Source organism: Streptomyces deserti (genome assembly GCF_054782695.1).
The window spans coordinates 253,564-279,497 of record NZ_BAAGRZ010000007.1; the positions used below are offsets into that span (position 1 = coordinate 253,564).

Here is a 25,934-nt window from a genome sequence, read left to right on the forward strand (position 1 = left end):
GAGGGCGGTCCCTAGAGGCTGACTCCGACCGTCACCGGCTCGTTGACCAGGGTGATGCCGAAGGCGTCGCGGACGCCGGCGACGACCTCCCGGGCCAGTGCCAGCAGGTCCTCCGTGGTCGCGTCGCCCCGGTTGGTGAGGGCGAGGGTGTGCTTGGTGGAGATGCGGGCGGGGCCGCTGCCGTAGCCCTTGGTGAAGCCCGCCTTGTCGATCAGCCAGGCCGCGGACGTCTTGGTGTGGCCCTCCCCCGCCGGGTACGCGGGCGGCTCGACGCCGTCGCCGAGCCGCTCACGCACGCGCGTGCGGAAGGCGGCGAACTCGGCGTCCGTGAGGATCGGGTTGGTGAAGAAGGAACCGGCGGACCAGGTGTCGTGGTCCTCGGGGTCGAGGACCATGCCCTTTCCGGCGCGCAGTTTGAGCACGGTGTCGCGGGCGTCGGCCAGCGGTACGCGGTCGCCCGGTCCGACACCGAGGGCGCGGGCCGTCTCGGCGTACTTCAGGGGGCCCGACAGGCCGCCGGCGTCCTCCAGCTCGAAGCGGACGCGCAGGACGACGTACCGCTCGGGGTCGGCCTTGAAGCGGCTGTGGCGGTAGGAGAAGGCGCAGTCCTCGTTCGCCAGGGTGACCGTCTGGCGGGTGGTGCGGTCGTACGCGATCACCTCGGTGATCGTGGAGGAGACCTCCTGGCCGTACGCGCCCACGTTCTGGATGGGGGTCGCGCCCGCCGAGCCGGGAATGCCGGCCAGGCACTCGATGCCTGCGAGGCCCGCCTCGACGGTGCGGGCGACGGCGTCGGTCCACACCTCGCCGGCGGCCAGCTCCAGCCTGGTGCCGTCGAGCGAGAAGCCCTTGGTGGCGATGACCAGTGCGGTGCCGTCGAAGCCCTTGTCGCCGATGACCAGGTTCGAGCCGCCGCCGATGAGCAGCAGGGGCGTTCCGGTGTCGTCGGCCTCGCGGACGACGTCGATCACCTCGTCGTCGGTCGTCGCGGTGACCAGCCGGGTGGCGGGGCCGCCCAGCCGGAAGGTGGTCAGCGGGGCGAGGGGGGCGTCGTGGAGTACCTGCACGGGCTCAAGAGTACGAGACGGCACCTTCGCCCTCGCCGTCCCGGCCGCGCGCGGAGGCGGCCGGCCTCAGGTGGGGGGCACCTTGCCGCCCTCCGGGATGCGCCGCTGGAGGATCTACAGGCTCGGCCCCGGCAGGGCGTAGGCGTCGCGCAGCGCGCGCAGTTCGGCGAGGGCCGCCGCGTACCGCCGGTGCGGTGGCTCACCTCGATACGCGTCTCGGCCGCGACGACGTATCCGCCCGCGGTGTGTGCGGCAGGCCCCGCGTGCGGTGGATTGCCGCCCCGCCGGGCCGCGGTGAGGCTTGCGTGCGTCGATGGAGGACAGCGGAGCCTGATCGCGGAGCGGCGGCCCGCGCTCCGCCCGGCCTCTCCGGACGGGCACCGCACGCTGGAGGGGCAGCCCGGCATGCGATTCCGCACGCTCGGGCCGCCCCTCCAGGACGGGCTCCCCGACACGACGAGCCCCTGAACCGGGCCCTTGAAAGGCCTGCTCAGGCCAGTCGCACAACCGCCCGCGCCATTCCCAGCACCTTCTGACCCGCGCTGGTCGCCGTCAGGTCGACACGGACCGTGTGGTCGTCGAGCTTGGCGGCGACCTTGCCGCTGACCTCGATCTCGGCTCCCTTGTCGTCGTTCGGGACGACGACGGGCCTGGTGAAGCGGACGCCGTACTCGACGACCGCGCCCGGGTCACCGACCCAGTCGGTGACCACACGGATGGCCTCGGCCATGGTGAACATGCCGTGCGCGATGACGTCCGGCAGGCCGACCTCCTGGGCGAACTTCTCGTTCCAGTGGATCGGGTTGAAGTCGCCGGAGGCGCCCGCGTACTTGACGAGTGTGGCGCGGGTCACGGGAAACGTCTGCGCGGGCAGTTCGGTGCCGACCTCGACGTCGGAGTGGGCAATCTTCGCCGTCATGGTGTGCTCACGCCTCCTCGGCCGCACGGGCCACCAGCTTGGTCCAGGCGGTCACGACGTGCTCACCGGCCTCGTCGTGGACCTCGCCACGGACGTCCAGGATGTCGTTGCCGGCCAGGGACTTGATCGACTCGATGGTCGAGGTGACCGTGAGCCGGTCGCCGGCGCGCACCGGGCGGCTGTAGGCGAACTTCTGGTCGCCGTGCACCACACGGCTGTAGTCCAGGCCGAGCTTGGGATCCTCGATGACCTGCCGAGCCGCCTTGAAGGTGATCGCGAAGACGAAGGTCGGCGGGGCGATCACGTCGGGGTGGCCGAGCGCCTTGGCGGCCTCCGCGTCCGTGTACGCCGGGTTGGCGTCTCCCACCGCCTCGGCGAACTCACGGATCTTCTCCCGGCCCACCTCATAGGGGTCGGTGGGCGGATAGGTCCGCCCCACGAAGGACTGGTCGAGCGCCATGGCTCGGTACCTCCTGTGTCTGCTGGTGTGACCTGTCGCTGACCTGCGGTCGGCCGAGAACCGACCGGTAACCGGCTGGCCGAAACGACGCGAGGCCGCCCCCTGACAGCAGGGGCGGCCTCGCGTACGAGCCTGTTTTATCGCGTTTCGCGGTGCGCAGTGTGCGCGTTGCAACGCGGGCAGTGCTTCTTCATCTCAAGACGGTCCGGGTTGTTACGCCGGTTCTTCTTGGTGATGTAGTTCCGCTCCTTGCACTCCACGCAGGCCAGCGTGATCTTCGGGCGGACGTCGGTGGCAGCCACGTGAGTGCTCCTTGACGAACGGTTGACTGGTTTAACGCAAGAAGAGTAGCCGATCGAAGGACCGACCCCGCAATCGGCTACTGAAAGTAGCGGTGACCGGACTTGAACCGGTGACACAGCGATTATGAGCCGCTTGCTCTACCGACTGAGCTACACCGCTTTGATGTGGCCGGGCCCCGCCTCGCGGCGGGAACCGTCACACCAGAGCCCCAAAACGGAATCGAACCGTTGACCTTCTCCTTACCATGGAGACGCTCTGCCGACTGAGCTATTGGGGCGAGCGATGAAGACATTACACGCTCGGCGCCCGTTCGCCCAAATCCGTTTCCCGGCCCCCGCCCCGGGCCGCCGCACGGGTCTCCCAGGGCGCCTCGGGTTCCTCGCGTCCCCCCGTCTCCACCCGTCTCCGCACGGCGGACCACGCCGGTACGACTATTGCGCTCCTCCCCGCGACGGCCGGGGCGCCGTCCTAGGCTCGACTCACTCTGCGTGATCACGCGTCCTCCGTGTGCAGCCCGAGCCCCTGGAGCACGATGCCCGACAGCCAGCCGCAGCCACCGCCCCCGTCGTCGTCCCCGTCCGCTTCGTCCGGGTCCACCGACCCGGCCTCGCTGCTGCTGTGCGGGGCGCGGCTGACCGACGGCCGGACCGTGGACGTACGGCTGGGCGGCGGGCGCATCGAGGCGGTCGGTACGGCGGGGAGCCTCGCGACGGGCGACACACACGCGCGCGTGGACCTCAGCGGCTATCTGCTCCTGCCGGCGCCGGCCGAGCCGCACGCCCACGCCGACACGGCCCTGTCGGCCGACGCCGACGGCCCGGTCTCCTGCGACCCGCAGGACGTCCAGCGCCGGGCGACGGAGGCCGCCCTGCTCCAGCTCGGGCACGGGGCGACCGCGCTGCGGGCCCACGTACGCGTGGGCGACGTGCAGGGGCTGGGCTCGCTGACCGCCGTACTGCGGGCGCGGCGTGCGCTGCGCGGGCTGGTGGAGGTGGCGACGGTGGCGGTGCCGCGGGTGCTGACCGGGGTGGCGGGGGCGGACGGGCTCGCGATGCTGCGGGACGCGGTGAAGATGGGCGCCTCGGTGGTGGGCGGCAGTCCGGATCTGGACCCCGATCCGACGGGCTATGTGGAGGCGGTCCTGGAGGTCGCCTCCGAGCACGGCTGCCCCGTCGACCTGCACACGGACGCCGCCGACCCGGCTCGCCTGGCCCGGCTCGCGGCGATGGCGGGCGGGCTGCGCCCCGGCGTGACCCTCGGTCCGTGCGGGGGCCTGGGCCGGCTGCCCGCCGAGGTGGCTTCGCGGACCGCGGACCAGCTCGCGGCGGCCGGGGTGGCGGTGGTGTGCCTGCCGCAGGGCGGCTGCGGGGGTGTCGACCGGCGGGGCGCGGCTCCGGTACGGCTGCTGCGCGCGGCCGGGGTGCGGGTGGCCGCCGGGAGCGGCGCGCTGCGGGACGTGTCGAACCCGGCGGGGCGCGGGGATCCGTTGGAGGCGGCGTATCTGCTGGCCTCGCGCCACGGCCTGCCGCCCGAGGACGCCTACGACGCCGTGAGCGGGTCGGCGCGGGCGGTGCTGGGGCTGCCCGAGGTGCGCGTGGAGGCCGGTTTCCCGGCGGAGCTGCTGGCGGTGCGCGGGGATCGGCTGGCGGCGGCGCTGTCGCTGGCGTACAGCCGGATCGTGGTGCACCGGGGGCGCGTGGTGGCGCGGACCAGCGCGGTGCGGGAGTACTGCAGTTCGGCGGCGTCGGTGGAGCTGGGGCTGCCTCGGCAGGGGCGCGGGGAGTTGTCGTAGGGCCGGTCGGGTGCTGGCGCGTGGCCGGAGTCGTGCGGCGGATGCGACCGGCCGGGCGTACGGTCGAAGGCATGCGCATTGTCATCGCTGGTGGTCATGGTCGGATCGCGCTGCGGCTGGAGCGGCTGCTCGCCGCGCGTGGGGACGAGGTCGCGGGGATCGTCCGCAAGGCCGAACAGGCGGACGATCTGCGGCAGGCAGGCGCCGAACCGGTCGTGCTCGACCTGGAGTCGGCCTCCGTGGAGGAGGTCGCGGAGCGGCTGCGGGGCGCCGACGCGGCGGTGTTCGCGGCGGGCGCGGGCCCGGGCAGCGGGGCGGCCCGCAAGGAGACGGTGGACAAGGCCTCGGCGGTCCTCTTCGCGGACGCGGCGGTCCGGGCGGGCGTACGGCGTTTCGTGATCGTGTCTTCCATGGGCGCGGACCCGGCACACGAGGGGAACGAGGTCTTCGACGTGTACCTGCGCGCCAAGGGGGAGGCCGACGCGTACGTGCGCAACCTGGACGCCCTGGACTGGACGATCCTGCGCCCCGGTCAGCTCACGGACGACGCGGGCACCGGCCTGGTCCGCCTGGAGGCGCGCACGGGCCGCGGCCCGATCCCGCGCGACGACGTGGCCGCCGTACTGGCGGAGTTGATCGACACACCGGCGACGGCCGGTCTGACGCTGGAGCTGATCAGCGGGTCGGCACCGGTGTCCGTGGCGGTGAAGTCGGTGGCGGGGAACTGAGACACGGCGGTACGCGCCTCCTGCGCCCGGCAGTTCGCCTCCGGGTATCCCCGGTATGGCTCGAGGAGCTGCGGCTGGACGCGGACGGCGAGGCGGTGGCGACGACCGGCGACCGGCGACCGTACGGCTCGCACGCCTAGAACAGGTGGAGCTGCCCGGGGAACTCCGGGCGACGTACCCGTCCAATGACGGCTGTGCCGCGCCGACTTGGGCAGGGCGGCGGGAGCCGGGGCATGAGGTGAGTTCGCCGTTCTCCCGCGCGCCGGGCGGATCGTGGCGCGCGTACCGTCCGGCCACGACGGCGATCTCGCGGTGGCACTCGGGGCCCGAGGTGGGCAAGGCCCGGTGCTTGAGTGGCAGCCCACCAGCGGCGTGAGTCACGTCACGCCGCTTCGATTCCGCTGCACCATCGCCCGCGAACACGAAGATACCCCCTCCGCTCTGCGTTTCCGCAGTTCGGAGGGGGTATCTTTCAGTGTGGCGGCGCCAGGATTCGAACCTGGGAAGGCTGAGCCGGCAGATTTACAGTCTGCTCCCTTTGGCCGCTCGGGCACACCGCCGGGGTTGCTGCCCTTCGAACCGCTTTTCGGCGGTGCTCCGTGGCAACGACGTAAACAATACCCGATGGGGAGGGGTGCTTCGCCACCCGATTGATCAGCGCCCGGAGGGCGGGGGGTGGCTAGGCTTGTCCGGATGCGGCCCGGGAACCTGCCGGACTCGGCGGCCGTCCGCGTACGCCGGTACGCACCCGGAAAGCACCCCGATTCGCACCCCGATGCAAGGAGCCACAGGACATGGCCGACTCCAGTTTCGACATCGTCTCGAAGGTCGAGCGGCAGGAGGTCGACAACGCCCTCAACCAGGCCGCCAAGGAGATCTCGCAGCGCTACGACTTCAAGGGCGTGGGTGCCTCGATCTCGTGGTCGGGTGACAAGATCCTCATGGAGGCGAACTCCGAGGACCGGGTGAAGGCTGTCCTCGACGTCTTCCAGTCCAAGCTGATCAAGCGGGGCATCTCCCTGAAGGCTCTGGACGCGGGCGAGCCCCAGCTCTCGGGCAAGGAGTACAAGATCTTCGCGTCGATCAAGGAGGGCATCTCCCAGGAGAACGCGAAGAAGGTGGCGAAGATCATCCGCGACGAGGGCCCGAAGGGCGTGAAGGCCCAGGTGCAGGGTGACGAACTGCGGGTCAGCTCCAAGAGCCGCGACGACCTGCAAGCCGTCATCGCCCTGCTGAAGGGCCAGGACTTCGACTTCGCTCTGCAGTTCGTGAACTACCGGTAGGACCGCACGCGTCCGCGTCCGGCGCGTGTCACGGGGAAGGGTGGGCACCCGGGGTGCCCACCCTTCTCGCCTGCCGGCCGCAGGCCGGGGGCGCGGTCAGTCGCGCGAGTTGCCGAACAGCAGGCGGTAGACGATCAGCAGGACCAGCGAGCCGCCGATCGCGGCTGCCCAGGTGGCGCCGTCGTAGAAGCCCTTGCTGATCGGGTGGTCCAGCCAGCGGGCCGAGATCCAGCCGCCGACGAAGGCGCCCGCGACGCCGATCAGGGTCGTACCGACGAGACCGCCCGGGTCGCGGCCCGGCAGCAGGAACTTGGCGATGGCTCCCGCCAGCAGTCCGAGGATGATCCAGCTGATGATCGTCATGCCGTGACCCTGCCCTTTCCCGCTGTGCTCACACTGTGCCGAACTGTGATCTCGCTCCGGGCCGTCCGTGCTCGACCGTCGTGCCGACCGTGCTCGTGCGTCGTGCAGTGTGCGTCCGCGTGCGTCGACCTTGCCGCGCGCGTTCATGCCGTCTTGGTGAGGAGGACGTACCGGATGCATCCGGTGGTTGCGTCGATCAGTAGGGTGCGGCCCATGACATGTTCCGGCTCCGAACTGCGGCGCACCCTCGGCGTGGGCGACGCCGTGGTTATCGGCCTCGGCTCGATGGTGGGAGCCGGGATCTTCGCCGCCCTGGCCCCCGCGGCGCACGCGGCCGGCACCGGGCTGCTGATCGGGCTCGCGGTCGCCGCCGTCGTCGCGTACTGCAACGCGATGTCGTCGGCGCGCCTGGCCGCCCGGTATCCGGCCTCGGGAGGCACGTACGTGTACGGACGCGAGCGGCTCGGGGAATTCTGGGGTTATCTCGCGGGCTGGTCGTTCGTGGTCGGGAAGACGGCCTCCTGTGCGGCGATGGCGCTCACCGTGGGCGCGTACGTCTGGCCGGGGCAGGCGCACACCGTGGCGGTCGCGGCCGTGGTGGCGCTGACCGCGGTGAACTACGGCGGAATCCAGAAGTCCGCGTGGCTGACGCGGGCGATCGTGGCGGTGGTCCTCGCTGTCCTCGCTTCCGTGGTGGTCGTGTGCCTGGCGTCCGGTCGGTCCGACGCCGGGCGGCTGGACATCGGCGCCTCGGACGGCGCGGGCGGGATCCTGCAGGCGGCCGGGCTGCTGTTCTTCGCGTTCGCCGGGTACGCCCGGATCGCGACCCTCGGCGAGGAGGTGCGGGATCCGGCGCGCACCATCCCGCGCGCGATCCCGCTGGCCCTGGGCATCGCGTTGGCGGTGTACGCGTGTGTGGCGGTGGCTGTCCTTTCGGTGCTGGGGCCGGACCGTCTGGGGGGCGCGACCGCGCCACTGGCCGACGCGGTGCGCGCGGCCGGGGTGCCCGGGCTGGTGCCGGTGGTGCGGGTGGGCGCCGCCGTGGCCGCGCTCGGCTCCCTGCTCGCCCTGATCCTGGGTGTCTCGCGGACGACGCTGGCCATGGCCCGGGACCGGCATCTGCCGGGGGCGCTGGCCGCCGTGCATCCGCGGTTCCAGGTGCCGCACCGGGCGGAGCTGGCGGTGGGTGCGGTCGTCGCGGTCCTGGCCGCCACGGTGGACGTCCGGGGCGCGATCGGTTTCTCCTCCTTCGGTGTGCTGGCGTACTACGCGGTGGCCAACGCCTCCGCCTGGACGCTCGACACGGCTCCTGCGGCACGGGTGGTGCCGGCAGTGGGGCTCGTCGGCTGCGTGGTGCTGGCGTTCTCGCTGCCGGGGGTCTCGATGGCCGTGGGCGCGGGCGTGCTCGCCGTGGGCGTGGTGGCGTACGGGGTGCGGCGGTGGGCGGCTGCGCGGGGCGCGTGATGCCCAATGGCAGTGGTCCGGCCTTCTCTTGGCGATCGTGGGTCGGTGGCTGGACGGGGGTGGGTGCGGCTCTTGGTGATGGTGGTTGTCGGGCGGGTTTGAGGGCGTGTGTCTCTCGGCGACGGTGGCGTGCGGGGCGGATTCGGGGACGTGTGTCTCTCGGTGACGGGGTGCCGGCTGGGCTCGGGGGCGTGAGCGGCTCTTGGTGACGGTGGACTGCCGGGCGGGTTCGGGGGCGTGGGCGGCTCTAGGCGATGGTGGGTTGGCGGGGCGGGCTCAGGGACGTGTGCCTCTCGGCCGCGATGGACTGCCGGGCGGCTCAGGGGCGTGGGCACCTCTAGCGATGGTGGGTTGTCGTCGCGGCGAACTCGAGGCGTGTGTCTCCAGGCCACGTGGCTGCCGACTGGGTTCGGGGTGGTCGTGCTTTAGCCGATGGTGGGCTGCCGGGGTGCACTCGCGGCAGTCGTGTCCAGGTGACGGCGCGCTGCCGGGGCCGGCTCGCGGCGGGCATGTCTCCAGGCGACGGCGCGCTGGCTGCCCAGCTTCGATGGGCCAGGTGCCTACAGCCGTCTGTCTGCCCGGCCTTGTGGCAGTCGTGTCTCTCTGTGTCGCTCAGCGCCTCTCAGCGGGCCTGCGCGCACGCCGTACGTATGCGGTAGCCGGTCCAAGTCGGCATCTCCAGCTCCTCATTCGTCTCCTCGTACCAGCCCGTGCCGTCGATCCAGGCGCGCAGCCAGTCGATGAGGCTGGGGGCGTCGACGAACCAGGCGTGGTCGGCGTCGTCGGCGTTCGGCTCGTAGAGCAGGACGGTGGCTTGCGGTGCCCGGCAGTCCACGCACGCGTACATCGCGCAGCCCCAGTGGGATATCGGCAGCACCCCTTCGGGCCAGGGCCAGTCGGGGCGCTTGCGGCCGCTCTCGCGGTGGGCGAGGTACTGGGCGACGGCGGCGGGCTCGCTGGCGGGCGGGCTGTCGAGCAGGGGCAACAGGCCGTACTCCGGGCCGAATCCGCCGTCCGCTATGCGCAGGTAGAGCTCGGCGAGCAGCGGGGGCAGGGGAAAACCCAGGGCGGCCTCGGCGCGGGCCAGTGCGGCCGCGTCGACGGGCTCGGGGAGGGAAGTCCAGCCCCATGGGCGGGTGGTGCGGGCCTTGGCCGCCACCCGTGCCAGCACCTGCTCGATCTCGGTCATGGCGCCATCATGCAGGCCGCCACTGACAATCGGGCGGGCCTGTGGACAGCCCGGCGGTTGTGGACAACCACGTCCCTCGCCGGTGTGAAGCGCCCATGCGGGCCGTGCGCCGGGGCGCGTCCCGGCCGTTGCTACCAGCGCCGGCCGAACGGCTGGTCCGTGCGCACGATCTCGCGTCCCAGCGGGAGCAGGGAGACGGGGATCAGCTTGAAGTTGGCGATGCCGAGCGGGATGCCGATGATCGTGACGCACAGCAGCACGCCCGTGACGATGTGGCCGAGGGCCAGCCACCAGCCGGCCAGGACCAGCCACAGGACGTTGCCGACGCAGGAGGGCGCGCCCGCGTCACGGCGCTCGACCGTGGTGTACCCGAAGGGCCACAGGGCGTAGACACCGATGCGGAAGGCCGCGTTGCCGAACGGGATGCCGATGATCGTGATGCACAGCAGCACGCCCGCGAGCAGGTAGGCGAGGAAGAGCCAGAAGCCGCTCAGGACGAGCCATATGACGTTCAGGATGGTCTTCACTGGTGGGGACCTGCCATCTTCTCGAGTCGGGCGATGCGCTCCGCCATCGGCGGGTGCGTGGAGAACATCTTCGAGAACCCCTGCCCGGGGCGGAACGGATTCGCGATCATCATGTGGCTGGCGGTCTCGATACGGGGCTCGGGCGGCAGCGGGAGCTGCTTGGTGCCGAGTTCGAGCTTGCGCAGCGCGCTGGCGAGGGCGAGCGGGTCGCCGGTGAGCTGGGCGCCGGAAGCGTCGGCCTCGTACTCGCGGGAGCGGCTGATGGCCAGTTGGATGAGAGTGGCGGCGAGCGGGCCCAGGATCATGATCAGCAGCATGCCGAGCAGACCGGGACCGTCGTCGTCATCGGAGCGGCCGATGGGGATCAGCCAGGCGAAGTTGACCAGGAACATGATCACGGAGGCGAGGGCGCCGGCGACCGACGAGATGAGGATGTCCCGGTTGTAGACGTGGCTGAGCTCGTGGCCGATGACGCCGCGCAGCTCGCGCTCGTCCAGCAGGCGCAGGATGCCGTCGGTGCAGCACACGGCGGCGTTGCGCGGGTTGCGGCCCGTGGCGAAGGCGTTGGGCGCGTCCGTCGGGGAGATGTACAGGCGCGGCATGGGCTGGCGGGCCTGCGTGGAGAGCTCGCGGACCATCCGGTACAGCCCCGGGGCCTCGAACTCGCTCACCGGGCGGGCACGCATGGCGCGGAGCGCCAGCTTGTCGCTGTTCCAGTACGCGTACGCGTTCGTACCCAGCGCGATCAGGACGGCGACGACGAGCCCCATGCGGCCGAAAAAGCTGCCGATGACGATGATGAGTGCGGACAGTCCCCCGAGGAGTACTGCGGTCCTGAGCCCGTTGTGCCGGCGGTGCACGGTACGCCCTCCAAGTGGTGCGGCAGGGGAACCCTTGCTTGCTGATGTGCGAAGCCCACTGGCGTCGTGTTGTCACGTCCAGTGGACCCTCCCGTACTGGTCAACGCCAGGCGAGAGGCACTAGTTCCCTTGTGCGTGCGGCGGCGCGCGTGGACCGTCCGGGTGACGGCGGCCCGCGCCACGCACGTGTGGGGTCGGGTGCCCCACGCGTGCGTGGCGAAAGCGACGGACGTGCAGACGGGTGGTCAGAAGAACCCGTCGACAGAAGGGCGGTCTCAGAGCAGCCCGGTGTCACAACAGCCAGGTGTCACAACAGCCAGGTGTCACAACAGCCCGGCGTACAACAGCCCGAACAGCCCGGTGTCAGGGCAGGCCGAGTGTCAGAGCAGCCCGAGTGTCAGAACAGCCCGGTGTCGGTGAAGCGCAGGACCAGCTGAGGTGCTCCGGACAGGGCGATGGCGAGGACGCCGGTCAGGGCGATCGCGGCGGTGACGGGCGCGGGGACGCGGTGCTTCTCGGGCTCTGCCTCGGGGGCGCGGAACAGCAGGGCCGTCCACTGCAGGTAGTAGAACAGCGCGATGACGACGTTGACGGCCATGACCACGGCGAGCCAGCCGAGGCCCGCGTCGACGGCCGCGGAGAAGACGGTGACCTTCGCGAAGAGGCCGATGATGCCCGGCGGCAGTCCGGCGAGGCAGAGCAGGAAGAACGCCATGAGCAGCGCGGTCAGCGGGCTCGACGCGTACAGGCCCCGGTAGTCGGAGACACGGTTGAGGGGTCTCGTACGGCCCAGGAGGGCGACCACCGCGAACGCGCCGAGGTTCACGGCGCCGTACATCAGGGCGTAAGCGACGGTGGAGCCGATCGACTGCTCGGCGTCGTCGGAGTACGCGGCGGCGGCGATCGGCACCAGGAGGTAGCCCGCCTGGCCGACGGACGACCAGGCGAGCAGGCGTACCGCGCTGTACGCGCGCGTGCCCTGCTGGCGGAGCGCGCCGACGTTGCCGACGGTCATGGTGAGCGCGGCCAGCGCCGCCAGGGCCGGGCCCCAGACGTCGGCGTACGACGGGAGGGCGATCACCGTGACGAGGATCAGGCCGGTGAAACCGACCGCCTTGCCGACGACCGACAGGTAGGCGGCGACCGGCAGGGGCGCGCCGACGTAGGTGTCGGGCACCCAGAAGTGGAACGGCACAGCGGCCGTCTTGAAGGCGAAGCCGACGAGGGTGAGGACGACACCGGTGTGGGCGAGCGTGGTGAGCTGCCCGTCGACGGTCTGGATCCGGTCGGCGACCTGGGTGAGGTAGAGGGTGCCCGTGGAGGCGTACACGAAGCTGATGCCCATGAGGCTGACCGCGGTCGCGGTGACCGAGGACAGGAAGAACTTCAGGGCCGCTTCGGAGGAGCGCCGGTCGCCGTGGCGGAGGCCGACGAGGGCGAAGGCCGGCAGGGAGGCGACCTCCAGGGCGACGATGAGGGTCGCGAGGTCGCGGGAGGCAGGCAGGAGAGCGGCGCCGGCCGCGGAGGACAGCAGCAGGAACCAGAACTCGCCCTCGGGCAGTCCCCCACGCGCGTCCTTCAGGGCGGTGACCGACAGAAGGGCGGTCAGAAGGGCCCCGCCGAGGACCAGGAACTGGATGACGAGCGTGAAGCGGTCCGCGGTGTAGCTGCACACTCCCGGGTCGCCGGTCAGGCAGAAGGTGCTGCGGTCGCCGTCCAGGAGGGGCAGCAGCATGAGCGCGGAGGCGGCGAGTCCGGCCACCGACAGCCAGCCGAGCAGCGCCTTCCGCTGCTCGCCGACGAACAGGTCGGTGACGAGGACGACGAGTGCGACGACCGCCGCGATGGTGGGCGGCGCGATCGCGAGCCAGTCGACGGACTGGACCAGCGACGCGGACAGGGGCTGGGCCAGGGAGCTCATCGGGTGCCTCCTGCGAGGAGCTGCTGCACGGCCGGGTCGGACAGGCCGAGGAGGGCCTTGGGCCACAGGCCGGCGACGACGGTGAGGACGACGAGCGGGGCCCAGGCCGCGAACTCGTAAGAGCGGACGTCAGTGAGCTTCGGGGCGTCCTGCGGGACGGCGCCCATGCAGACGCGGCGGACCACGACGAGCAGGTACGCGGCCGTCAGGAGTGTTCCGAACGCGCCGATCGCCATGAAGGTGAGGAAGGCGGGGCGGCTGAGGCCGTCGGCGGGGTCGAACGCGCCGAACAGCGCGAGCATCTCGCCCCAGAACCCGGCCAGGCCGGGCAGGCCGAGCGAGGCGACCGCGCCGAAGGCGAGCAGACCGCCCAGGCGCGGGGCCTTGCCGTACAGCGCGGCGCCGGTCTCCTCGGCGAAGGTGTCGAGGTCGGTGCTGCCGGTGCGGTCCTTCAGCGCTCCGACCAGGAAGAAGAGCAGGCCGGTGATGAGGCCGTGGGCGATGTTGGCGAACAGCGCGCCGTTCACGCCGGTCGGGGTCATGGTCGCGATGCCGAGCAGCACGAAGCCCATGTGGCCGACGGAGGAGTAGGCGATGAGCCGCTTGAGGTCGCCCTTCGCGCCCCGCTTGGCGAGGGCGAGGCAGGCGAGGGATCCGTAGATGATCCCGACGACGGCGAAGGCGGCGAGGTAGGGCGCGAAGGTCCGGAAGCCGTCCGGCGCGATGGGGAGGAGGATACGGACGAAACCGTACGTACCCATCTTCAGCAGGACGCCGGCCAGCAGGACCGAGCCGACGGTCGGCGCGGCGGTGTGGGCGTCGGGCAGCCAGCTGTGCAGCGGCCACATCGGCGTCTTGACCGCGAGCCCGATCCCGATCGCCAGAACGGCGATGACCTGCACGGATGTGGTCAGCGACCGGCCGTTGTCAGTGGCGAGTGCCATCATGTCGAACGTGCCCGCCTTGATTCCGATCAGGAGCAGGCCGAGCAGCATGACCACGGAGCCGAGCAGCGTGTAGAGGATGAACTTCCAGGCGGCCTCGGCCCGGCCCTCGCCGCCCCAGCGGGCGATGAGGAAGTACATCGGGATGAGGACCATCTCGAAGGCGAGGAAGAACAGCAGCAGGTCGAGGACGGCGAAGGTCGCGAGTGTGCCGGACTCGAGGACGAGCAGCAGGGCGACGAAGGCCTTCGGGGCCGGGCCCGCGGGCATCTTGAAGTACGAGTAGAGCGCGCAGAGGAAGGTCAGCAGCGCGGTCAGGACCAGAAGGGGGAGGGAGATGCCGTCGATGCCGAGGTGGATGCGCACGTCGAGTGCGGGGATCCAGCTGATGTCGGTGCTGGCCTGCATCTTCGACGGCTGGTCGTGGTCGAAGCCGAGCGCGAGGACGATCGCGGCGACGAGGACCGCGCCGGTGACGGTGACGCCGTGCCGGAGCACGGCCTGCTCGGGTGACTTCCCCTTCAGCCCGGGCGGGGCGGGCAGGAGAGCGGCGGCGGCCCCGAGGAGCGGGCCGACGACGACGAATGCCAGAAGGAACTGCATCACGGACTCGCTGATATCGATCACGCCTGCTCACGCTCCCGTGGCGACGAGGACGGCGGCGACCACCAGGACGACGGTGCCGGCGAGCAGCGCGCTCACATAGGTCTGCACATTGCCGGTCTGGGCACGTCGTACGGCGGTTCCCAGCCAGCGCGGCAGGGCGCCGGCGCCGCTGACGTAGGTGTCGACGACCTCTCGGTCGAGGAACCGGACGAGACGCGCGCCGGCCTGGACCGGGCGGACGAAGAGGGCCGCGTACACGGCGTCCAGGCGGAAGCCGAGGGCCGCCTGCCGGTGCAGCGGGCCGAGCAGCAGCCGCCCGGGGTCGGACGGGTCGGGTGCGGCGGCCACGGTGCCGTACGCGGGCTTGTGGCTGGCGATGGCCTCGGCCTCGACCTGTGCGGCGTCGGCCTCCGGGTGGGCGGCGACGGCTCCCAGCGGGACGCGGGCCACGAGCGCGGTGGTGTGCCGCCAGGCCGCGTAGGTGACGATGCCGCCGACCAGGGCCACGCCCGTGCCGAGCACGGACGTGGTGAGGGTCGGGCTCAGCTCGCGGCCGTCGAACCAATCGGGCAGCACGCGGAACGCGAACCCTCCGAGGGCGAGCGACGGCACGGCGAGCACCCACAGCACCACGGTCATCGTCAGCGGCTGCCTGCCGTGGTCGGGGGCCTCGGCGCCCCGGCCGCGGAAGGCCAGCAGCCACAGTCGCATCGCGTACGCGGCGGTGAGCAGGGCCGTGAGCAGACCGGAGAGGAGGACGATCCAGCCCGAGGCGCCGGGGGCGTGCTCGGTGTGGCCGGTGACGACGTGCTCGGCGACGCCGAGGACGGCCTCCTTGGAGAAGAAGCCGCTGAAGGGCGGGATCGCGGCGAGCGCGAGGAGCGCCACGGTCATCGTCCAGTAGGCGTCGGGGACGCGGTCGCGCAGGTTGCGCATGCGGGACATGGCGGCCAGCGAGTTGGTGCCGGCGGCGTGGATGATCACGCCGGCCGCGAGGAACAGCAGCGCCTTGAAGGCGCCGTGGGACAGGAGGTGGAAGACGGCGGCTGAGCGGTCGCCGACGGCGAGGGCGCCGGACATGTAGCCGAGCTGGCCGATCGTCGAGTAGGCGAGGACGCGCTTGATGTCGTCCTGGGCGAGCGCGGCCAGCGCCGAGCCGACCATCGTGACGGCGGCCATCGCGGCGAGGACCACCATCGCGGCCTGCGAGGCCTCGAAGAGCGGGAGGAGACGGGCGATGAAGTAGACACCGGCGGCGACCATCGTCGCGGCGTGGATCAGCGCGGAGACGGGCGTCGGGCCCGCCATCGCGTCGGGGAGCCAGGTGTGCAGCGGGAACTGCGCCGACTTGCCCGCCACGCCCGCCAGGAGCAGCAGGGCGATGAGCGTCGGGTGGTCGATTCCGCCGCTCGCGACGGCGCCGAGGACCCGCGTGATGCGGAAGGAGCCGGCGTCGGTGGCGAGGGCGAACAGGCCGATGAGGAAGGGGACGTCGCCGAGCTTGGTGACCAGGAAGGCCTTGAGGGAGGCGGCGCGGGCCTCCGGGGTCTCCCAGTAGTGGCCGACAAGGAAGTAGGAGCAGATGCCCATGACTTCCCAGCCGACCAGCAGCACGATCAGGTCGCCGGAGTAGACGACCAGGAGCATCGCGGAGGTGAACAGGGAGACGAGGGCGGCGTACGAGGGATAGCGCGGGTCGTCGCGCAGGTAGCCCGTCGAGTAGATCTGCACGCAGGTGGCGACGACGCCGACCAGGACGGCGGTGAGGGCGGCGAAGCCGTCGATGTGCAGGGCGAGTTCGACCGGGACGGAGCCGGTGGGCGTGAGCTCGGTGGCGGCGTCGACGGCCCGGTCGCCGCCCTGGCGCAGCGCGACCACCGCGGCGAGCACGAGGGACGCGAGCGTCGGCAGGACGGCGAGCGGGCGGACGAAGCCGGGGGCCGTACGGCCCAGGAGCAGGCCGGCGGCCGCGCCGAGGAACGGAAGGAGGGGGACGAGGACGGCAAGGGTGGTGGTGGTCACGCGGTGGCCTCAGCCTTCTCGGCCTGCTCGGCCGTGAGGGCGTCGCGGTCGGGGCCGTCGGTCTCGTGGCCCTCGGCGGTGTCGCGGAGCTTGTCGATGTCCGAGGTGCCGCGGTTGCGGTAGACGGCGAGGACGATCGCCAGGCCGATGCCGATCTCGGCGGCGGCGATGGCGATGGTGAACAGGGTCAGCGCCTGGCCGGAGTGCAGGGTCTCCTCGGCGGTCCTGCTGAGCCAGACGTCGAAGGCGACCAGGTTGAGGTTGACGGCGTTGAGCATCAGCTCGACCGACATCAGGACCAGGATCGCGTTGCGGCGGGCGAGGACGCCATACAGGCCCGTGCAGAACAGGAGGGCGGAGAGCACGGCGGGATAGGCGAGGTGCATCAGCGGGTCCCTTCCTTCTCGCTGCGGGTGCCCGGGGCACTCCCGGCTCGGGTGGCCGGCTCTGCCTTCGCCTTGCGGGACAGGACGATCGCGCCGACCAGGGCGGCGAGGAGGAGGACGGAGAGGGCCTCGAAGGGGAGGACCCAGTTCTGGAAGAGGCTCGCGCCGGTCACGCTGGTGGACCCGGCGGCGGGGCCGTCCAGATCGATCCAGGTCGTGCGGAAGGCGTCGACGACGACCCACACCAGGGCGGCCGCGGCGGCGACAGCCACCGTGAGGGCGGCCCAGCGGTTGCCTGAGTCGGCGTCCGGGGAGCGGCCGATGGGGGCCCTGGTGAGCATCAGACCGAACAGGAGGAGGACGACGACGGAACCGACGTAGATGAGGACCTGCACCCAGGCGATGAACTCGGCGGTGAGCAGGAGGTACTCGACGGCCAGGCCGCCGAGGGTCACCACCAGCCACAGGGCGGCGTGCACCAGCTGCCGGGTGGTGACGGTGACGATCGCGGCGCCGAAGGTGACCAGGCCGACGAGGAGGAAGGCGATCTCGACGCCGGTCGGGGAGAGGAAGCCGTGGGATTCGGCGGCCATGGTGGTGTGCGCCGCGATGGGGGTCCCCCCTGCTCGAGCGAAGTCGAGAGCTTGGGGGAGGGCGGCGGTCGCTGCGAGGGTCATTCCCGGCCCTCCTGCCGGTCGCGTGGTTCCTGCCGCGGCTGGTCCGTCTGCTGCTTGGAGTCACCCATCGGGCGGGTCGGGGACTCGGCGGCACGGGCCTGCTCGTCGGCGTGGGGCTCGGTGCCGGCCGGGGGCGTGGGGGTTGGCCCTGCGGTGGGCCGGGCTGCGGCCTCGCCGGGTCCCGTGGCCGCGGCAGGGCCGGCCGGCCCGGTGGGCGCGGTGGCCTCGGCGGTCGCGGCCTGCTGCTGGGCCGCCAGCTTTTCGGCGGTCTTGCGGGCGGTGGCGAGTTCCTTCGGCTCCTCCGCGCCGGGGTCGAGGGCCGGCGGGGCCGGGACCGTCCACATCCACTCGCGCAGCTTGTCGCGCTCGTGGGTGAGGTCGCGGATGTCGGTCTCGGCGTACTCGAACTCCGGGGACCAGAACAGGGCGTCGAAAGGACAGACCTCGATGCAGATACCGCAGTACATGCACAGGGAGAAGTCGATGGCGAAGCGGTCGAGGACGTTGCGGCTGCGTTCGCGGCCGCCGGGGGTCGCCGCCGGGATCGTCTCCTTGTGGGAGTCGATGTAGATGCACCAGTCCGGGCACTCGCGGGCGCACAGCATGCAGACCGTGCAGTTCTCCTCGAACAGCCCGATCACGCCGCGGGTGCGGGGCGGGAGGTCGGGCTGCACATCGGGGTACTGCTCGGTGACGGTCTTCTTCGTCATCGTGCGCAGGGTGACGGCCAGGCCCTTGGCCAGGCCGCTGCCAGGGATGCGGGACCGGGTGGGCGGGACAGGCTCAGCCATGGCTACTGGATCACCACCTTGACGATGCCGGTGAGGGCGATCTGGGCGAGGGAGAGGGGGACGAGGAGGGTCCAGGAGAGTTTCTGGAGCTGGTCCTCGCGCAGGCGGGGGTAGGTGACGCGCAGCCAGATCACGATGAAGGCGAGGACGGCCGTCTTCAGCAGGGTCCAGACCCAGCCGAGGCCGTCGGCGCCCCAGGGGCCGTGCCAGCCGCCGAGGAAGAGGACGGTGGTCAGGCCGCACAGGACGATGATTCCGGCGTACTCGGCGAGCAGGAAGAGAGCGAAGCGGAGGCCGGTGTACTCGGTGTACGCGCCGAAGATGATCTCCGAGTCGGCGACGGGCATGTCGAAGGGCGGACGCTGCAGCTCGGCCAGTCCCGCCACGAAGAACACGATCGCGCCGACGATCTGCCAGGGCAGCCACCACCACTCGAAGGCGTCGAGGATGCCGGGGAGGGAGACCGTGCCGGCCGCCATCGCGACGGAGGCGGCGGCGAGCAGCATCGGCAGTTCGTAAGCCAGGAGCTGGGCGGCGGTGCGCAGGCCGCCGAGGAGGGAGAACTTGTTGGCGGAGGCCCACCCGGCCATGAGCGAGCCGAGGACGCCGACGCCCATCACGGCCAGAACGAAGAAGATTCCCGCGTCCACGACCTGGCCCACGGCGCCCTCGCCCGGGCCGATCGGGATGGCGAGCATGACGAGCAGGTACGGCAGGAGGGCGACGGCCGGCGCGAGCTGGAAGATACGGCGGTCCGCGCCCGCGGGGACGACGTCCTCCTTCTGCGCGAACTTCACGCCGTCGGCGATGAGCTGGGCCCAGCCGTGGAAGCCGCCGGCGTACATCGGGCCGAGGCGGCCCTGCATGTGGGCCATGACCTTGTGCTCGGTCTGGCCGATGATCAGGGGGAAGGTGAGGAAGACGACGAAGACGATCAGGAGTCGCAGGGTGACGTCGAGCGCGTCGTTCACCGCGGGCCTCCTGTGGGGTTCTCTGGGTTCTCTGAGTTCTCTGAGTTCTCTGGATCTTCGGAGTCTTCAGACGAGGGCTCGGAGACGGACGGCGGCTCCGCTTCGGATGCCTCGGTGCCCTCGGACGCCGGCTCGTCGCTGGATGCCGGCGGCGTTTCGGGCGACGCCTCGGGCTCGGGCAGGGGTGCGGCTTCGGGTGACGGCTGCGGTGCCGGTTCCTCGAAGGTGGGGCGGGCGTGGTGCCAGGGGGCGTCCGGGCTGCGCGGGGCGGTGGGTGCCTTCGCGGCCCGGTCCTGCGCACGCTCGGTCGCGGCGTCGTCGTTCGGGGCTGCCGGTGTTCCCTTGCCGCCCGTTCCCTGATCGGCCGCCGATGCCTCCGACGCAGGCCCGCCCGCCGGTGTCTGCGACGCGGGGCCGTCCGCCGGTGCCTTCGAGGTCGGACCGGCCGACGATGCCTCCGGCACAGACCCGCCCGCCGGCGACTCCGCCGACGCACCCGTCCGCTGCGATGCCGACCCCTCGCTCGCGCTGCGCGCACGCCGCGGAGCACCCGGGGCTTCCGGAGCGGGCGAGCGCGTCGAACCGCCCGTCGGTGTCTCGGGGCCGGTGGCCGCCTGGCTGGCGGAGCCCTCCGCCGCCGTACGTGTACGACGCGGCCCGGCTCCCGGTGCGCCCGGCTCCGGCGACGGTGCCGCCTGGCTCGCCGAACCCTCCGCCGCCGTACGCGTACGACGTACGGGACGGTCGCCCGTCGCGCGGGCCGCCGCGCCGCGGGCCGGGCGGTCGCCTGCCGCGCGGGCGGCGCCTCGGGCCGGGCGGGACGGGGCCGGGGGGAGCTGGCCCTTGAGGGGGCCCCACTCGTTCGGGTCGGGGACGCCCGGGGGCAGCATCTGGCGGCGCTTGGGGCCGCCGTGTTCCGACTCCCCCGGTTCCTTCGCGCCCGGCCAGGCCTTCGCGACCCGGGCCGCCAGGACGAAGTCCTTGCGCAGCGGATGGCCCTCGAACCCCTCGGGAAGGAGGAGGTGGTCCAGTGCGGGGTGGCCTTCGAAGACCACGCCGAACATTTCGTGCGTCTCGCGTTCGTGCCAGGCCGCGCCCGCGTAGACGCCGACCCCGCTCGCCAGCACGGGCGCCTCGTGCGGGACGGTCGTCCGCAGCAGCAGGCGTCGTACCGAGGACGGGGACAGGGCCGCGACGTGCGCGGCGACGCGGAAGCCCGTGCCCGGTTCGTCGACGGCGCTCAGCCAGTCGAAGTAGGTGCAGCCCAGCCGGTCGCGGGCGGTCTCCAGGGCGGAGATCCAGTCCGCCGGGGGTACGTCGACGGTCAGGACCTCGTACGACTCCTCGGCCGTCGCCTCCGTGCCGAACAGCTCCTCGACGTCGGCGGGCAGCCAGCCGACCGCGGTCATCGGTCCTCCCCCGCGGCGGGAGCCGGTGGCTGTACGAGGCCGCTCTGCAGCGCGGCGGCCGACGGCCGGGCCGAAGTCCCGTACCGCTCGCCCAGCGACTCGCGCGCGATCTTCTCCTGGAGCTTGAGAATGCCCTGGAGCAGCGCCTCGGGGCGCGGCGGGCAGCCGGGGACGTAGACGTCGACCGGGATGATCTGGTCGACGCCCTTCGTCACCGAGTACGAGTCCCAGTACGGGCCGCCGCAGTTGCTGCACGCGCCGAAGGAGATGACGTACTTCGGCTCGGGCATCTGCTCGTACAGGCGTTTGATGGCGGGCGCCATCTTGTCCGTCACCGTGCCCGACACCACCATCAGGTCGGCCTGGCGCGGGCCGGGCGCGAACGGGATGACGCCGAGGCGGATGAAGTCGTGGCGGGCCATCGACGCGGCGATGAACTCGATCGCGCAGCAGGCGAGGCCGAAGTTGAAGACCCAGAGCGAGTAGCGGCGGCCCCAGTTCAGGATCACCTTCATCGGCTCGGGGGCCAGGCGGGCGAGCGCGCCCAGCCGCTTCGGCTCGGGGAGCGACACGGGGGTCGGGGTCACGTCCATGCCAGGACGCCCTTCTTGTATGCGTAGAGCAGGCCCACGGCCAGGAAGCCGAGGAAGATGAACATCTCCACCAGGGTCGTCGCGCCGTAGCCGGGTGCGGCGAAGACGGTCGCCCAGGGGAAGAGGAAGATCGAGTCGATGGCGAAGATCACGTACAGGAACGCGTAGACGTAGTAGCGGACCTGGGTGTGTGCCCAGCCCTCGCCGACGGGGTCGACGCCGCACTCGTACGTCAGGAGTTTCTCGGGCGTGGGGACCACCGGCCGCAGCAGACGTCCGGCCCCGAAGGCGACGGCGACGAACAGCACGCCGATGACGGCGAGCAGTCCGACGACGGAGTAGGACTCGAAGTAGTCCGCCGCGTGGTCCGCCGCGACGACGGTCGAATAGACGACGGTCGGTTCCGGCACGTCCGTCCCCTCGCTCCCTGACTCTGCGACGACTCTGCGACCCTTGTGAACGCCGCTGTTCGACGATCTGTACGCAACGCGAGTCTAGGCCCTGATAAAGGCACGGTAAGCAGCCCGTCACCGTGGTGCATGCGGGGGGGTGGGGTTTACCCCAGGGGATCGTGGCGGTTCACCTCATGGCGCGGCCGACCACCGCCGGGCACGCTTACGCATATGACCGAACGCTTCCCGTCCGCAGGTACGTCCACGGGCATGTCCACGGGCATGTCCACGGGCATGTCCATGGGCATGTCGGCGGGCACGACGACGGCCTCGACGACGGCCTCGGCGACGGCCTCTGCGACGGCCTCTGCGACGGCCGAGGCCGGTGAACGCCCGCCGCCGCCCCGATTCGCCTACGACCGGCACACCTGGAAGGAGATCGCCCACCTGCTGGCGAACCTTCCGATGTCGCTGCTCGGGTTCACGTACGTCGTGACGGTGCTGTTCACCGGGTTCTGGCTGACCGTCACCGTGATCGGGTTCCCGCTGCTCGCGGCCGGGCTGATGGGGGCGCGGCAGCTGGGCAGGATGGAGCGGGCGAGGGCCAGGGCGCTGCTCGGGGTGCGGGTGGACGAGCCGAGCCGGCTTCCGCTGCGCGGCACCGGGGGGTTCCTCCAGCAGCTGTGGATGGCGGTGAAGGACCCGGTCGGCTGGCGCACGGTGCTGTACGAGTTCATACGGCTGCCCTGGGGCGTCCTCACCTTCACCATCACGCTGGTCTCGCTGTTCGTGCTGTGGCCGGTGCTGCCGTTCATCGCGCGGGGTCTGGCCAACGCCGACCGGGCGATGGTGCGGGGGTTGCTGTCGCCCTCCGACGAGCTGGAGCGGCGCATCGCCGAGCTGGAGTCCGACCGGGGTGTCGTCGTCGACACGGCCGCGGCCGACCTGCGGCGCATCGAGCGCGATCTGCACGACGGGGCGCAGGCCCGCCTGGTCAACCTGGCCATGGGGCTGGGCCTGGCCAAGGAGAAGCTCCTGGAGGACCCCGACGCGGCGGCGGCGATGGTCGACGAGGCGCACGGCGAGGTGAAGCTGGCGCTGCAGGAGCTGCGGGATCTGGCCCGCGGCATCCACCCCGCCGTCCTGACCGACCGCGGACTGGACGCGGCGCTGTCCTCGGTCGCCTCGCGCTGCACGGTCCCGGTGAAGGTGACGGTCGACCTCCCCTCGCGGCCGGCCGCGGCCATCGAGGGCATCGCCTACTTCACCGTCTCGGAGCTGCTGCAGAACATCAGCAAGCACAGCGGGGCGAGAGCGGCCTCGGTGGACGTGTGGCGGACGGACGACCGGCTGCTCATACAGGTGTGGGACGGCGGCCGCGGGGGCGCGCGCCTCGACGGGGGTACGGGGATGCAGGGCCTCGCCGACCGGCTGGGCGCCGTCGACGGCCTGTTCGTCCTGGAGTCACCGGAGGGCGGCCCGACCACCGTCACGGCGGAACTGCCGTGGCGCGACCGCGGCACGGACGCGGGTGCCTCCGGCGGGGAGAGCCGTAAGGGGCGCTGACCCGGGGGCGTTCTGCGGGTCTCCCCGGCCGTCCGGATCTGCCGGGGCGGGCTCCGCCCTGGCACGACCACTCCACACGATCGACCCGCAGGACCGGTCCTGAAAGGCCGTCCCGGAAGGTCCGCCCCCGGGCCGAAGGTGGGGAAAACCCCCCGTCCAGGACGCCGACGGGCTCCATGGTCCGCCGACCTGCGGCGGAGCAGGGTGGAGGTACGACACGACAGCCGCAGGACGAGGAGAAGGACGACGCCGATGGCCACGGAGTACGGACACGGTTACGGGCTCGACGAGCGGCCCGGGAACCCCGGGAGCGCCGGGGGACGGCGGTACCGGCTGCCGGCCGCGCTGCGGGCGCCGGTCGAGGCGCGCACCTGGCGGGAGCTCGGTCATGTGCTGCTGGGCCTGCCGATCAGCATCCTGCTGTTCACGTACGCGGTCACGATGGTGTCGCTGGGGGCGGGCCTGCTGGTGACGTTCCTCGGCGTCCCGGTGCTCGCGGCGGCGCTCGCCGGGTGCCGCGGTTTCGGGGCGCTGGAGCGGTCGCGGGCGCGGGCGCTGCTGGGCCTGGAGGTGGCGGACCCGGAGCCGCTGCGGATGAAGAAGCAGGGCGCGATGGCCTGGATGGGGGCCGTCCTCAAGAGCGGCACCTCGTGGCGGACCCTGCTGTACGCGCTGCTGCTCCTGCCGTGGGCGACGTTCTCCTTCGCCGTCGCCGTGAACGTCTGGGTGTTCGGCTGGGCGCTGCTGACGTATCCGCTGTGGTTCTGGGTGCTCCCGATGTACGCCGGTCAGGACGGCATACAGCTGTACGGCGACGAGACGCACCGGATCTACCTCGACAACCCCTTCGAGATCACGGTGACCGCGCTGGTGGGGCTGCTGTTCACGATCGCCACGCCGTGGATCGTACGGGCGCTGACGATGGTGGACCGGCTGCTGGTGCACGGGCTGCTCGGGCCGTCGCGGCTGGGCGCGCGGGTGGTGGAACTGGAGTCGGACCGGGGCGTCGTGGTCGACACGGCGGCGGCCGACCTGCGCCGCATCGAGCGGGACCTGCACGACGGGGCGCAGGCCCGGCTGGTGGCGCTGGCGATGGATCTGGGGCTGGCGAAGGAGAAGGTGCGGGAGGATCCGCGGGCGGCGGCGGTGATGGTCGATGAGGCGCACGGCGAGGTGAAGACGGCCCTGCAGGAGCTGCGGGACCTGGCCCGTGGCATCCACCCCGCCGTCCTGACCGACCGCGGCCTGGACGCGGCGCTGTCGGCGGTGGCGTCGCGGTGCACGGTGCCGGTGCAGGTCGAGGTGGACCTCGCGGAGCGGCCGGCGCCGGCGATCGAGGGGATCGCCTACTTCACGGTGTCGGAGCTGCTGCAGAACATCAGCAAGCACGCGCGGGCCACCTGGGCGGGCGTCGAGGTGTGGCGTACGGAGAACCGGCTGATGCTGCAGGTCGTGGACAACGGCGTGGGTGGGGCCGACGTGTCCAAGGGCTCCGGGCTGGCGGGGCTGGCGGAGCGGCTCGACGCGGTGGACGGGGTCCTGGTCGTGGACTCCCCGGCCGGCGGACCGACCCGCGTGACGGCGGAGCTGCCCTGGCGGGCCGAGCGTGTGAGGTGAACACCGGCTGAGCACGGGAGGTGAACGCCAGGCCCACTGGCGGGCCGAGGGGGTGCGGTGATCACCGACTGAGCGCGGGAGGTGGTCACCCCGACCAAAAGCCACCCCGACCCAAAAGCCACCCCAGCCGAAACCCACCCCCGACCGAACCCCCTACCTCCTCCCCACCCCTTATTCGCGTCGCCCACCAGCATCCACCCCCCGATGCTGGAATGCTGGATCTGTCGAACGGGTGGAGCCGGGCTGTGGGGGGCCGAGAATCGTGGAGGACAGGGTGCGGGTGGTCATCGCCGAGGATTCAGTGCTGCTCAGGGAGGGCCTGACCCGGCTGCTGACCGACCGCGGGCACGAGGTCGTCGCCGGGGTCGGCGACGGCGAGGCGCTGATCAAGACCATCACGGAGCTGGACGCGCAGGGCGAGCTGCCGGACGTGGTCGTGGCGGACGTGCGGATGCCGCCGACGCACACGGACGAAGGCGTCCGGGCCGCGGTGCAGTTGCGCAAGGCGCATCCGGGGCTGGGCGTACTGGTGCTGTCGCAGTACGTGGAGGAGCGCTACGCCACCGAGCTGCTGGCGGCTTCCAGCCGCGGCGTCGGCTATCTGCTCAAGGACCGGGTGGCCGAGGTACGTGAGTTCGTGGACGCGGTGGTGCGCGTGGCGCGGGGTGGTACGGCCCTGGACCCGGAGGTGGTCGCGCAGCTGCTGGGGCGCAGCCGCAAGCAGGACGTGCTCGCGGGACTCACCCCCCGGGAGCGGGAGGTCCTGGGGCTCATGGCCGAGGGGCGGACGAACTCGGCGATCGCCAAGCAGCTCGTGGTGAGCGACGGAGCCGTCGAGAAGCACGTCAGCAACATCTTCCTGAAGCTCGGGCTGTCCCAGAGCGACGGCGATCACCGACGGGTCCTGGCCGTGCTCACCTACCTCAACTCCTGACGAGAACCGCGGGACGAGCTGGGAGCGTCTTCACGGGAGGCTCCAGGGGGTGGGGTGCCTCTATGTCTTTCGTCAAGCGAGGCGTGGGGTTCTGGGTTCGTAGAAGGTGCCGTCGCGGAGCATCGCGAACAGCACGTTGATCCGTTGTCG

The 25,934-nt window shown here is 71.7% G+C and carries 25 protein-coding genes, 3 tRNA genes and 1 pseudogene; 7 read left to right on the forward strand and 22 right to left on the reverse strand.

From position 1 onward, the window contains the following. Positions 1–11 precede the first annotated feature (11 nt). The 6 genes from ACYVMZ_RS16030 to ACYVMZ_RS16055 all read right to left on the reverse strand — a co-directional run bounded on the left by ACYVMZ_RS16030 (position 12) and on the right by ACYVMZ_RS16055 (position 3,026). Positions 12–1,091 carry a UDP-N-acetylmuramate dehydrogenase gene (locus ACYVMZ_RS16030; RefSeq protein ID WP_461079990.1) on the reverse strand — a complete coding sequence of 360 codons (1,080 nt, stop codon included), beginning with the start codon at positions 1,089–1,091 and terminating at the stop codon, positions 12–14. Between the two features lie 466 nt (positions 1,092–1,557). Continuing rightward, on the reverse strand, positions 1,558–1,986 hold the full coding sequence (locus tag ACYVMZ_RS16035; protein WP_461079992.1) for a MaoC family dehydratase: 429 nt from the start codon (positions 1,984–1,986) through the stop codon (positions 1,558–1,560). 7 nt (positions 1,987–1,993) lie between these two features. Continuing rightward, positions 1,994–2,446, reverse strand: a complete 453-nt coding sequence (locus tag ACYVMZ_RS16040) for an FAS1-like dehydratase domain-containing protein (protein WP_461079994.1) — start codon at positions 2,444–2,446, stop codon at positions 1,994–1,996. Between the two features lie 137 nt (positions 2,447–2,583). Next, positions 2,584–2,748 (reverse strand): 50S ribosomal protein L33, encoded by a 165-nt coding sequence (gene rpmG, locus ACYVMZ_RS16045; RefSeq protein WP_003948671.1) that lies wholly within the window; start codon positions 2,746–2,748, stop codon positions 2,584–2,586. 87 nt (positions 2,749–2,835) lie between these two features. Beyond that, a tRNA-Met gene (locus tag ACYVMZ_RS16050) sits at positions 2,836–2,908 on the reverse strand. A 45-nt stretch (positions 2,909–2,953) separates the two neighbouring features. Beyond that, positions 2,954–3,026 (reverse strand) — tRNA-Thr (locus ACYVMZ_RS16055). 255 nt (positions 3,027–3,281) lie between these two features. Between ACYVMZ_RS16055 and ACYVMZ_RS16060 the strand changes: the two genes are divergently transcribed. Together ACYVMZ_RS16060 and ACYVMZ_RS16065 are read left to right on the forward strand one after the other, a co-directional pair. Further along, positions 3,282–4,541, forward strand: a complete 1,260-nt coding sequence (locus tag ACYVMZ_RS16060; RefSeq protein ID WP_461079996.1) for an amidohydrolase family protein — start codon at positions 3,282–3,284, stop codon at positions 4,539–4,541. A 71-nt stretch (positions 4,542–4,612) separates the two neighbouring features. Beyond that, entirely contained in the window at positions 4,613–5,269 is a 657-nt protein-coding gene (locus ACYVMZ_RS16065; RefSeq protein WP_461079998.1) for an SDR family oxidoreductase, read from the forward strand. 136 nt (positions 5,270–5,405) lie between these two features. On the opposite strand, the pseudogene ACYVMZ_RS16070 reads toward ACYVMZ_RS16065, so the two are convergent. Next, positions 5,406–5,608, reverse strand: a pseudogene (locus ACYVMZ_RS16070) (hypothetical protein). Between the two features lie 139 nt (positions 5,609–5,747). Then, a tRNA-Tyr gene (locus ACYVMZ_RS16075) sits at positions 5,748–5,829 on the reverse strand. Between the two features lie 234 nt (positions 5,830–6,063). Here ACYVMZ_RS16075 and ACYVMZ_RS16080 point away from each other — a divergent pair. Beyond that, positions 6,064–6,552, forward strand: coding sequence for a YajQ family cyclic di-GMP-binding protein (locus tag ACYVMZ_RS16080; RefSeq protein WP_461080000.1), 489 nt, complete (start codon positions 6,064–6,066; stop codon positions 6,550–6,552). A gap of 96 nt (positions 6,553–6,648) precedes the next feature. On the opposite strand, the gene ACYVMZ_RS16085 is transcribed toward ACYVMZ_RS16080, so the two are convergent. Continuing rightward, positions 6,649–6,915, reverse strand: a complete 267-nt coding sequence (locus ACYVMZ_RS16085) for a GlsB/YeaQ/YmgE family stress response membrane protein (protein WP_461080002.1) — start codon at positions 6,913–6,915, stop codon at positions 6,649–6,651. A gap of 213 nt (positions 6,916–7,128) precedes the next feature. On the opposite strand from ACYVMZ_RS16085, the gene ACYVMZ_RS16090 reads away from it, so the two are divergent. Then, complete coding sequence (locus ACYVMZ_RS16090) at positions 7,129–8,379, forward strand: APC family permease (protein ID WP_461080004.1); 1,251 nt, start codon at positions 7,129–7,131, stop codon at positions 8,377–8,379. Between the two features lie 622 nt (positions 8,380–9,001). On the opposite strand, the gene ACYVMZ_RS16095 is transcribed toward ACYVMZ_RS16090, so the two are convergent. The 13 genes from ACYVMZ_RS16095 to ACYVMZ_RS16155 form a co-directional block, all read right to left on the reverse strand. Then, on the reverse strand, positions 9,002–9,568 hold the full coding sequence (locus tag ACYVMZ_RS16095; RefSeq protein WP_461080006.1) for an SMI1/KNR4 family protein: 567 nt from the start codon (positions 9,566–9,568) through the stop codon (positions 9,002–9,004). A 131-nt stretch (positions 9,569–9,699) separates the two neighbouring features. After that, the gene (locus ACYVMZ_RS16100) at positions 9,700–10,095 is read right to left on the reverse strand and encodes a YccF domain-containing protein (RefSeq protein ID WP_461080008.1); all 396 of its coding nucleotides are present in this window, start codon (positions 10,093–10,095) and stop codon (positions 9,700–9,702) included. Further along, complete coding sequence (gene htpX, locus ACYVMZ_RS16105; protein ID WP_461080010.1) at positions 10,092–10,955, reverse strand: zinc metalloprotease HtpX; 864 nt, start codon at positions 10,953–10,955, stop codon at positions 10,092–10,094. Before htpX ends, ACYVMZ_RS16100 begins: the two co-directional genes overlap by 4 nt. 397 nt (positions 10,956–11,352) lie before the next feature. Further along, positions 11,353–12,876 carry an NADH-quinone oxidoreductase subunit N gene (locus tag ACYVMZ_RS16110; RefSeq protein ID WP_461080012.1) on the reverse strand — a complete coding sequence of 508 codons (1,524 nt, stop codon included), beginning with the start codon at positions 12,874–12,876 and terminating at the stop codon, positions 11,353–11,355. Next, positions 12,873–14,447, reverse strand: coding sequence for an NADH-quinone oxidoreductase subunit M (locus ACYVMZ_RS16115; RefSeq protein WP_461080014.1), 1,575 nt, complete (start codon positions 14,445–14,447; stop codon positions 12,873–12,875). Before ACYVMZ_RS16115 ends, ACYVMZ_RS16110 begins: the two co-directional genes overlap by 4 nt. Before the next feature lie 6 nt (positions 14,448–14,453). Continuing rightward, positions 14,454–16,448: an NADH-quinone oxidoreductase subunit 5 family protein gene (locus tag ACYVMZ_RS16120; protein ID WP_461080016.1), complete on the reverse strand. Its 1,995-nt coding sequence runs from the start codon at positions 16,446–16,448 to the stop codon at positions 14,454–14,456. Beyond that, positions 16,445–16,834 carry an NADH-quinone oxidoreductase subunit NuoK gene (nuoK, locus tag ACYVMZ_RS16125; protein ID WP_461080018.1) on the reverse strand — a complete coding sequence of 130 codons (390 nt, stop codon included), beginning with the start codon at positions 16,832–16,834 and terminating at the stop codon, positions 16,445–16,447. Before nuoK ends, ACYVMZ_RS16120 begins: the two co-directional genes overlap by 4 nt. Then, positions 16,834–17,511 carry an NADH-quinone oxidoreductase subunit J family protein gene (locus ACYVMZ_RS16130; RefSeq protein WP_461080020.1) on the reverse strand — a complete coding sequence of 226 codons (678 nt, stop codon included), beginning with the start codon at positions 17,509–17,511 and terminating at the stop codon, positions 16,834–16,836. Before ACYVMZ_RS16130 ends, nuoK begins: the two co-directional genes overlap by 1 nt. Then, positions 17,508–18,302 (reverse strand): NuoI/complex I 23 kDa subunit family protein, encoded by a 795-nt coding sequence (locus tag ACYVMZ_RS16135; protein ID WP_461080022.1) that lies wholly within the window; start codon positions 18,300–18,302, stop codon positions 17,508–17,510. Before ACYVMZ_RS16135 ends, ACYVMZ_RS16130 begins: the two co-directional genes overlap by 4 nt. 2 nt (positions 18,303–18,304) lie before the next feature. Beyond that, positions 18,305–19,273, reverse strand: coding sequence for a complex I subunit 1/NuoH family protein (locus ACYVMZ_RS16140; protein WP_461080024.1), 969 nt, complete (start codon positions 19,271–19,273; stop codon positions 18,305–18,307). Next, positions 19,270–20,682: an NADH-quinone oxidoreductase subunit C gene (locus ACYVMZ_RS16145; RefSeq protein WP_461080026.1), complete on the reverse strand. Its 1,413-nt coding sequence runs from the start codon at positions 20,680–20,682 to the stop codon at positions 19,270–19,272. Before ACYVMZ_RS16145 ends, ACYVMZ_RS16140 begins: the two co-directional genes overlap by 4 nt. Further along, on the reverse strand, positions 20,679–21,275 hold the full coding sequence (locus ACYVMZ_RS16150; protein ID WP_461080028.1) for an NADH-quinone oxidoreductase subunit B: 597 nt from the start codon (positions 21,273–21,275) through the stop codon (positions 20,679–20,681). Before ACYVMZ_RS16150 ends, ACYVMZ_RS16145 begins: the two co-directional genes overlap by 4 nt. Further along, complete coding sequence (locus tag ACYVMZ_RS16155) at positions 21,266–21,685, reverse strand: NADH-quinone oxidoreductase subunit A (RefSeq protein WP_461080030.1); 420 nt, start codon at positions 21,683–21,685, stop codon at positions 21,266–21,268. The genes ACYVMZ_RS16150 and ACYVMZ_RS16155 overlap by 10 nt, the downstream gene beginning before the upstream one ends. A 288-nt stretch (positions 21,686–21,973) precedes the next feature. Between ACYVMZ_RS16155 and ACYVMZ_RS16160 the strand changes: the two genes are divergently transcribed. From ACYVMZ_RS16160 to ACYVMZ_RS16170, 3 genes are all read left to right on the forward strand, one after another. Then, a complete protein-coding gene (locus ACYVMZ_RS16160; RefSeq protein ID WP_461080058.1) occupies positions 21,974–23,233 on the forward strand; it encodes a sensor histidine kinase in 1,260 nt (419 codons plus the stop codon). A gap of 252 nt (positions 23,234–23,485) precedes the next feature. After that, positions 23,486–24,850, forward strand: a complete 1,365-nt coding sequence (locus ACYVMZ_RS16165; protein WP_461080032.1) for a sensor histidine kinase — start codon at positions 23,486–23,488, stop codon at positions 24,848–24,850. Positions 24,851–25,112: 262 nt separating this feature from the next. Next, positions 25,113–25,784: a LuxR C-terminal-related transcriptional regulator gene (locus tag ACYVMZ_RS16170; protein ID WP_461080034.1), complete on the forward strand. Its 672-nt coding sequence runs from the start codon at positions 25,113–25,115 to the stop codon at positions 25,782–25,784. Positions 25,785–25,934 lie beyond the last annotated feature (150 nt).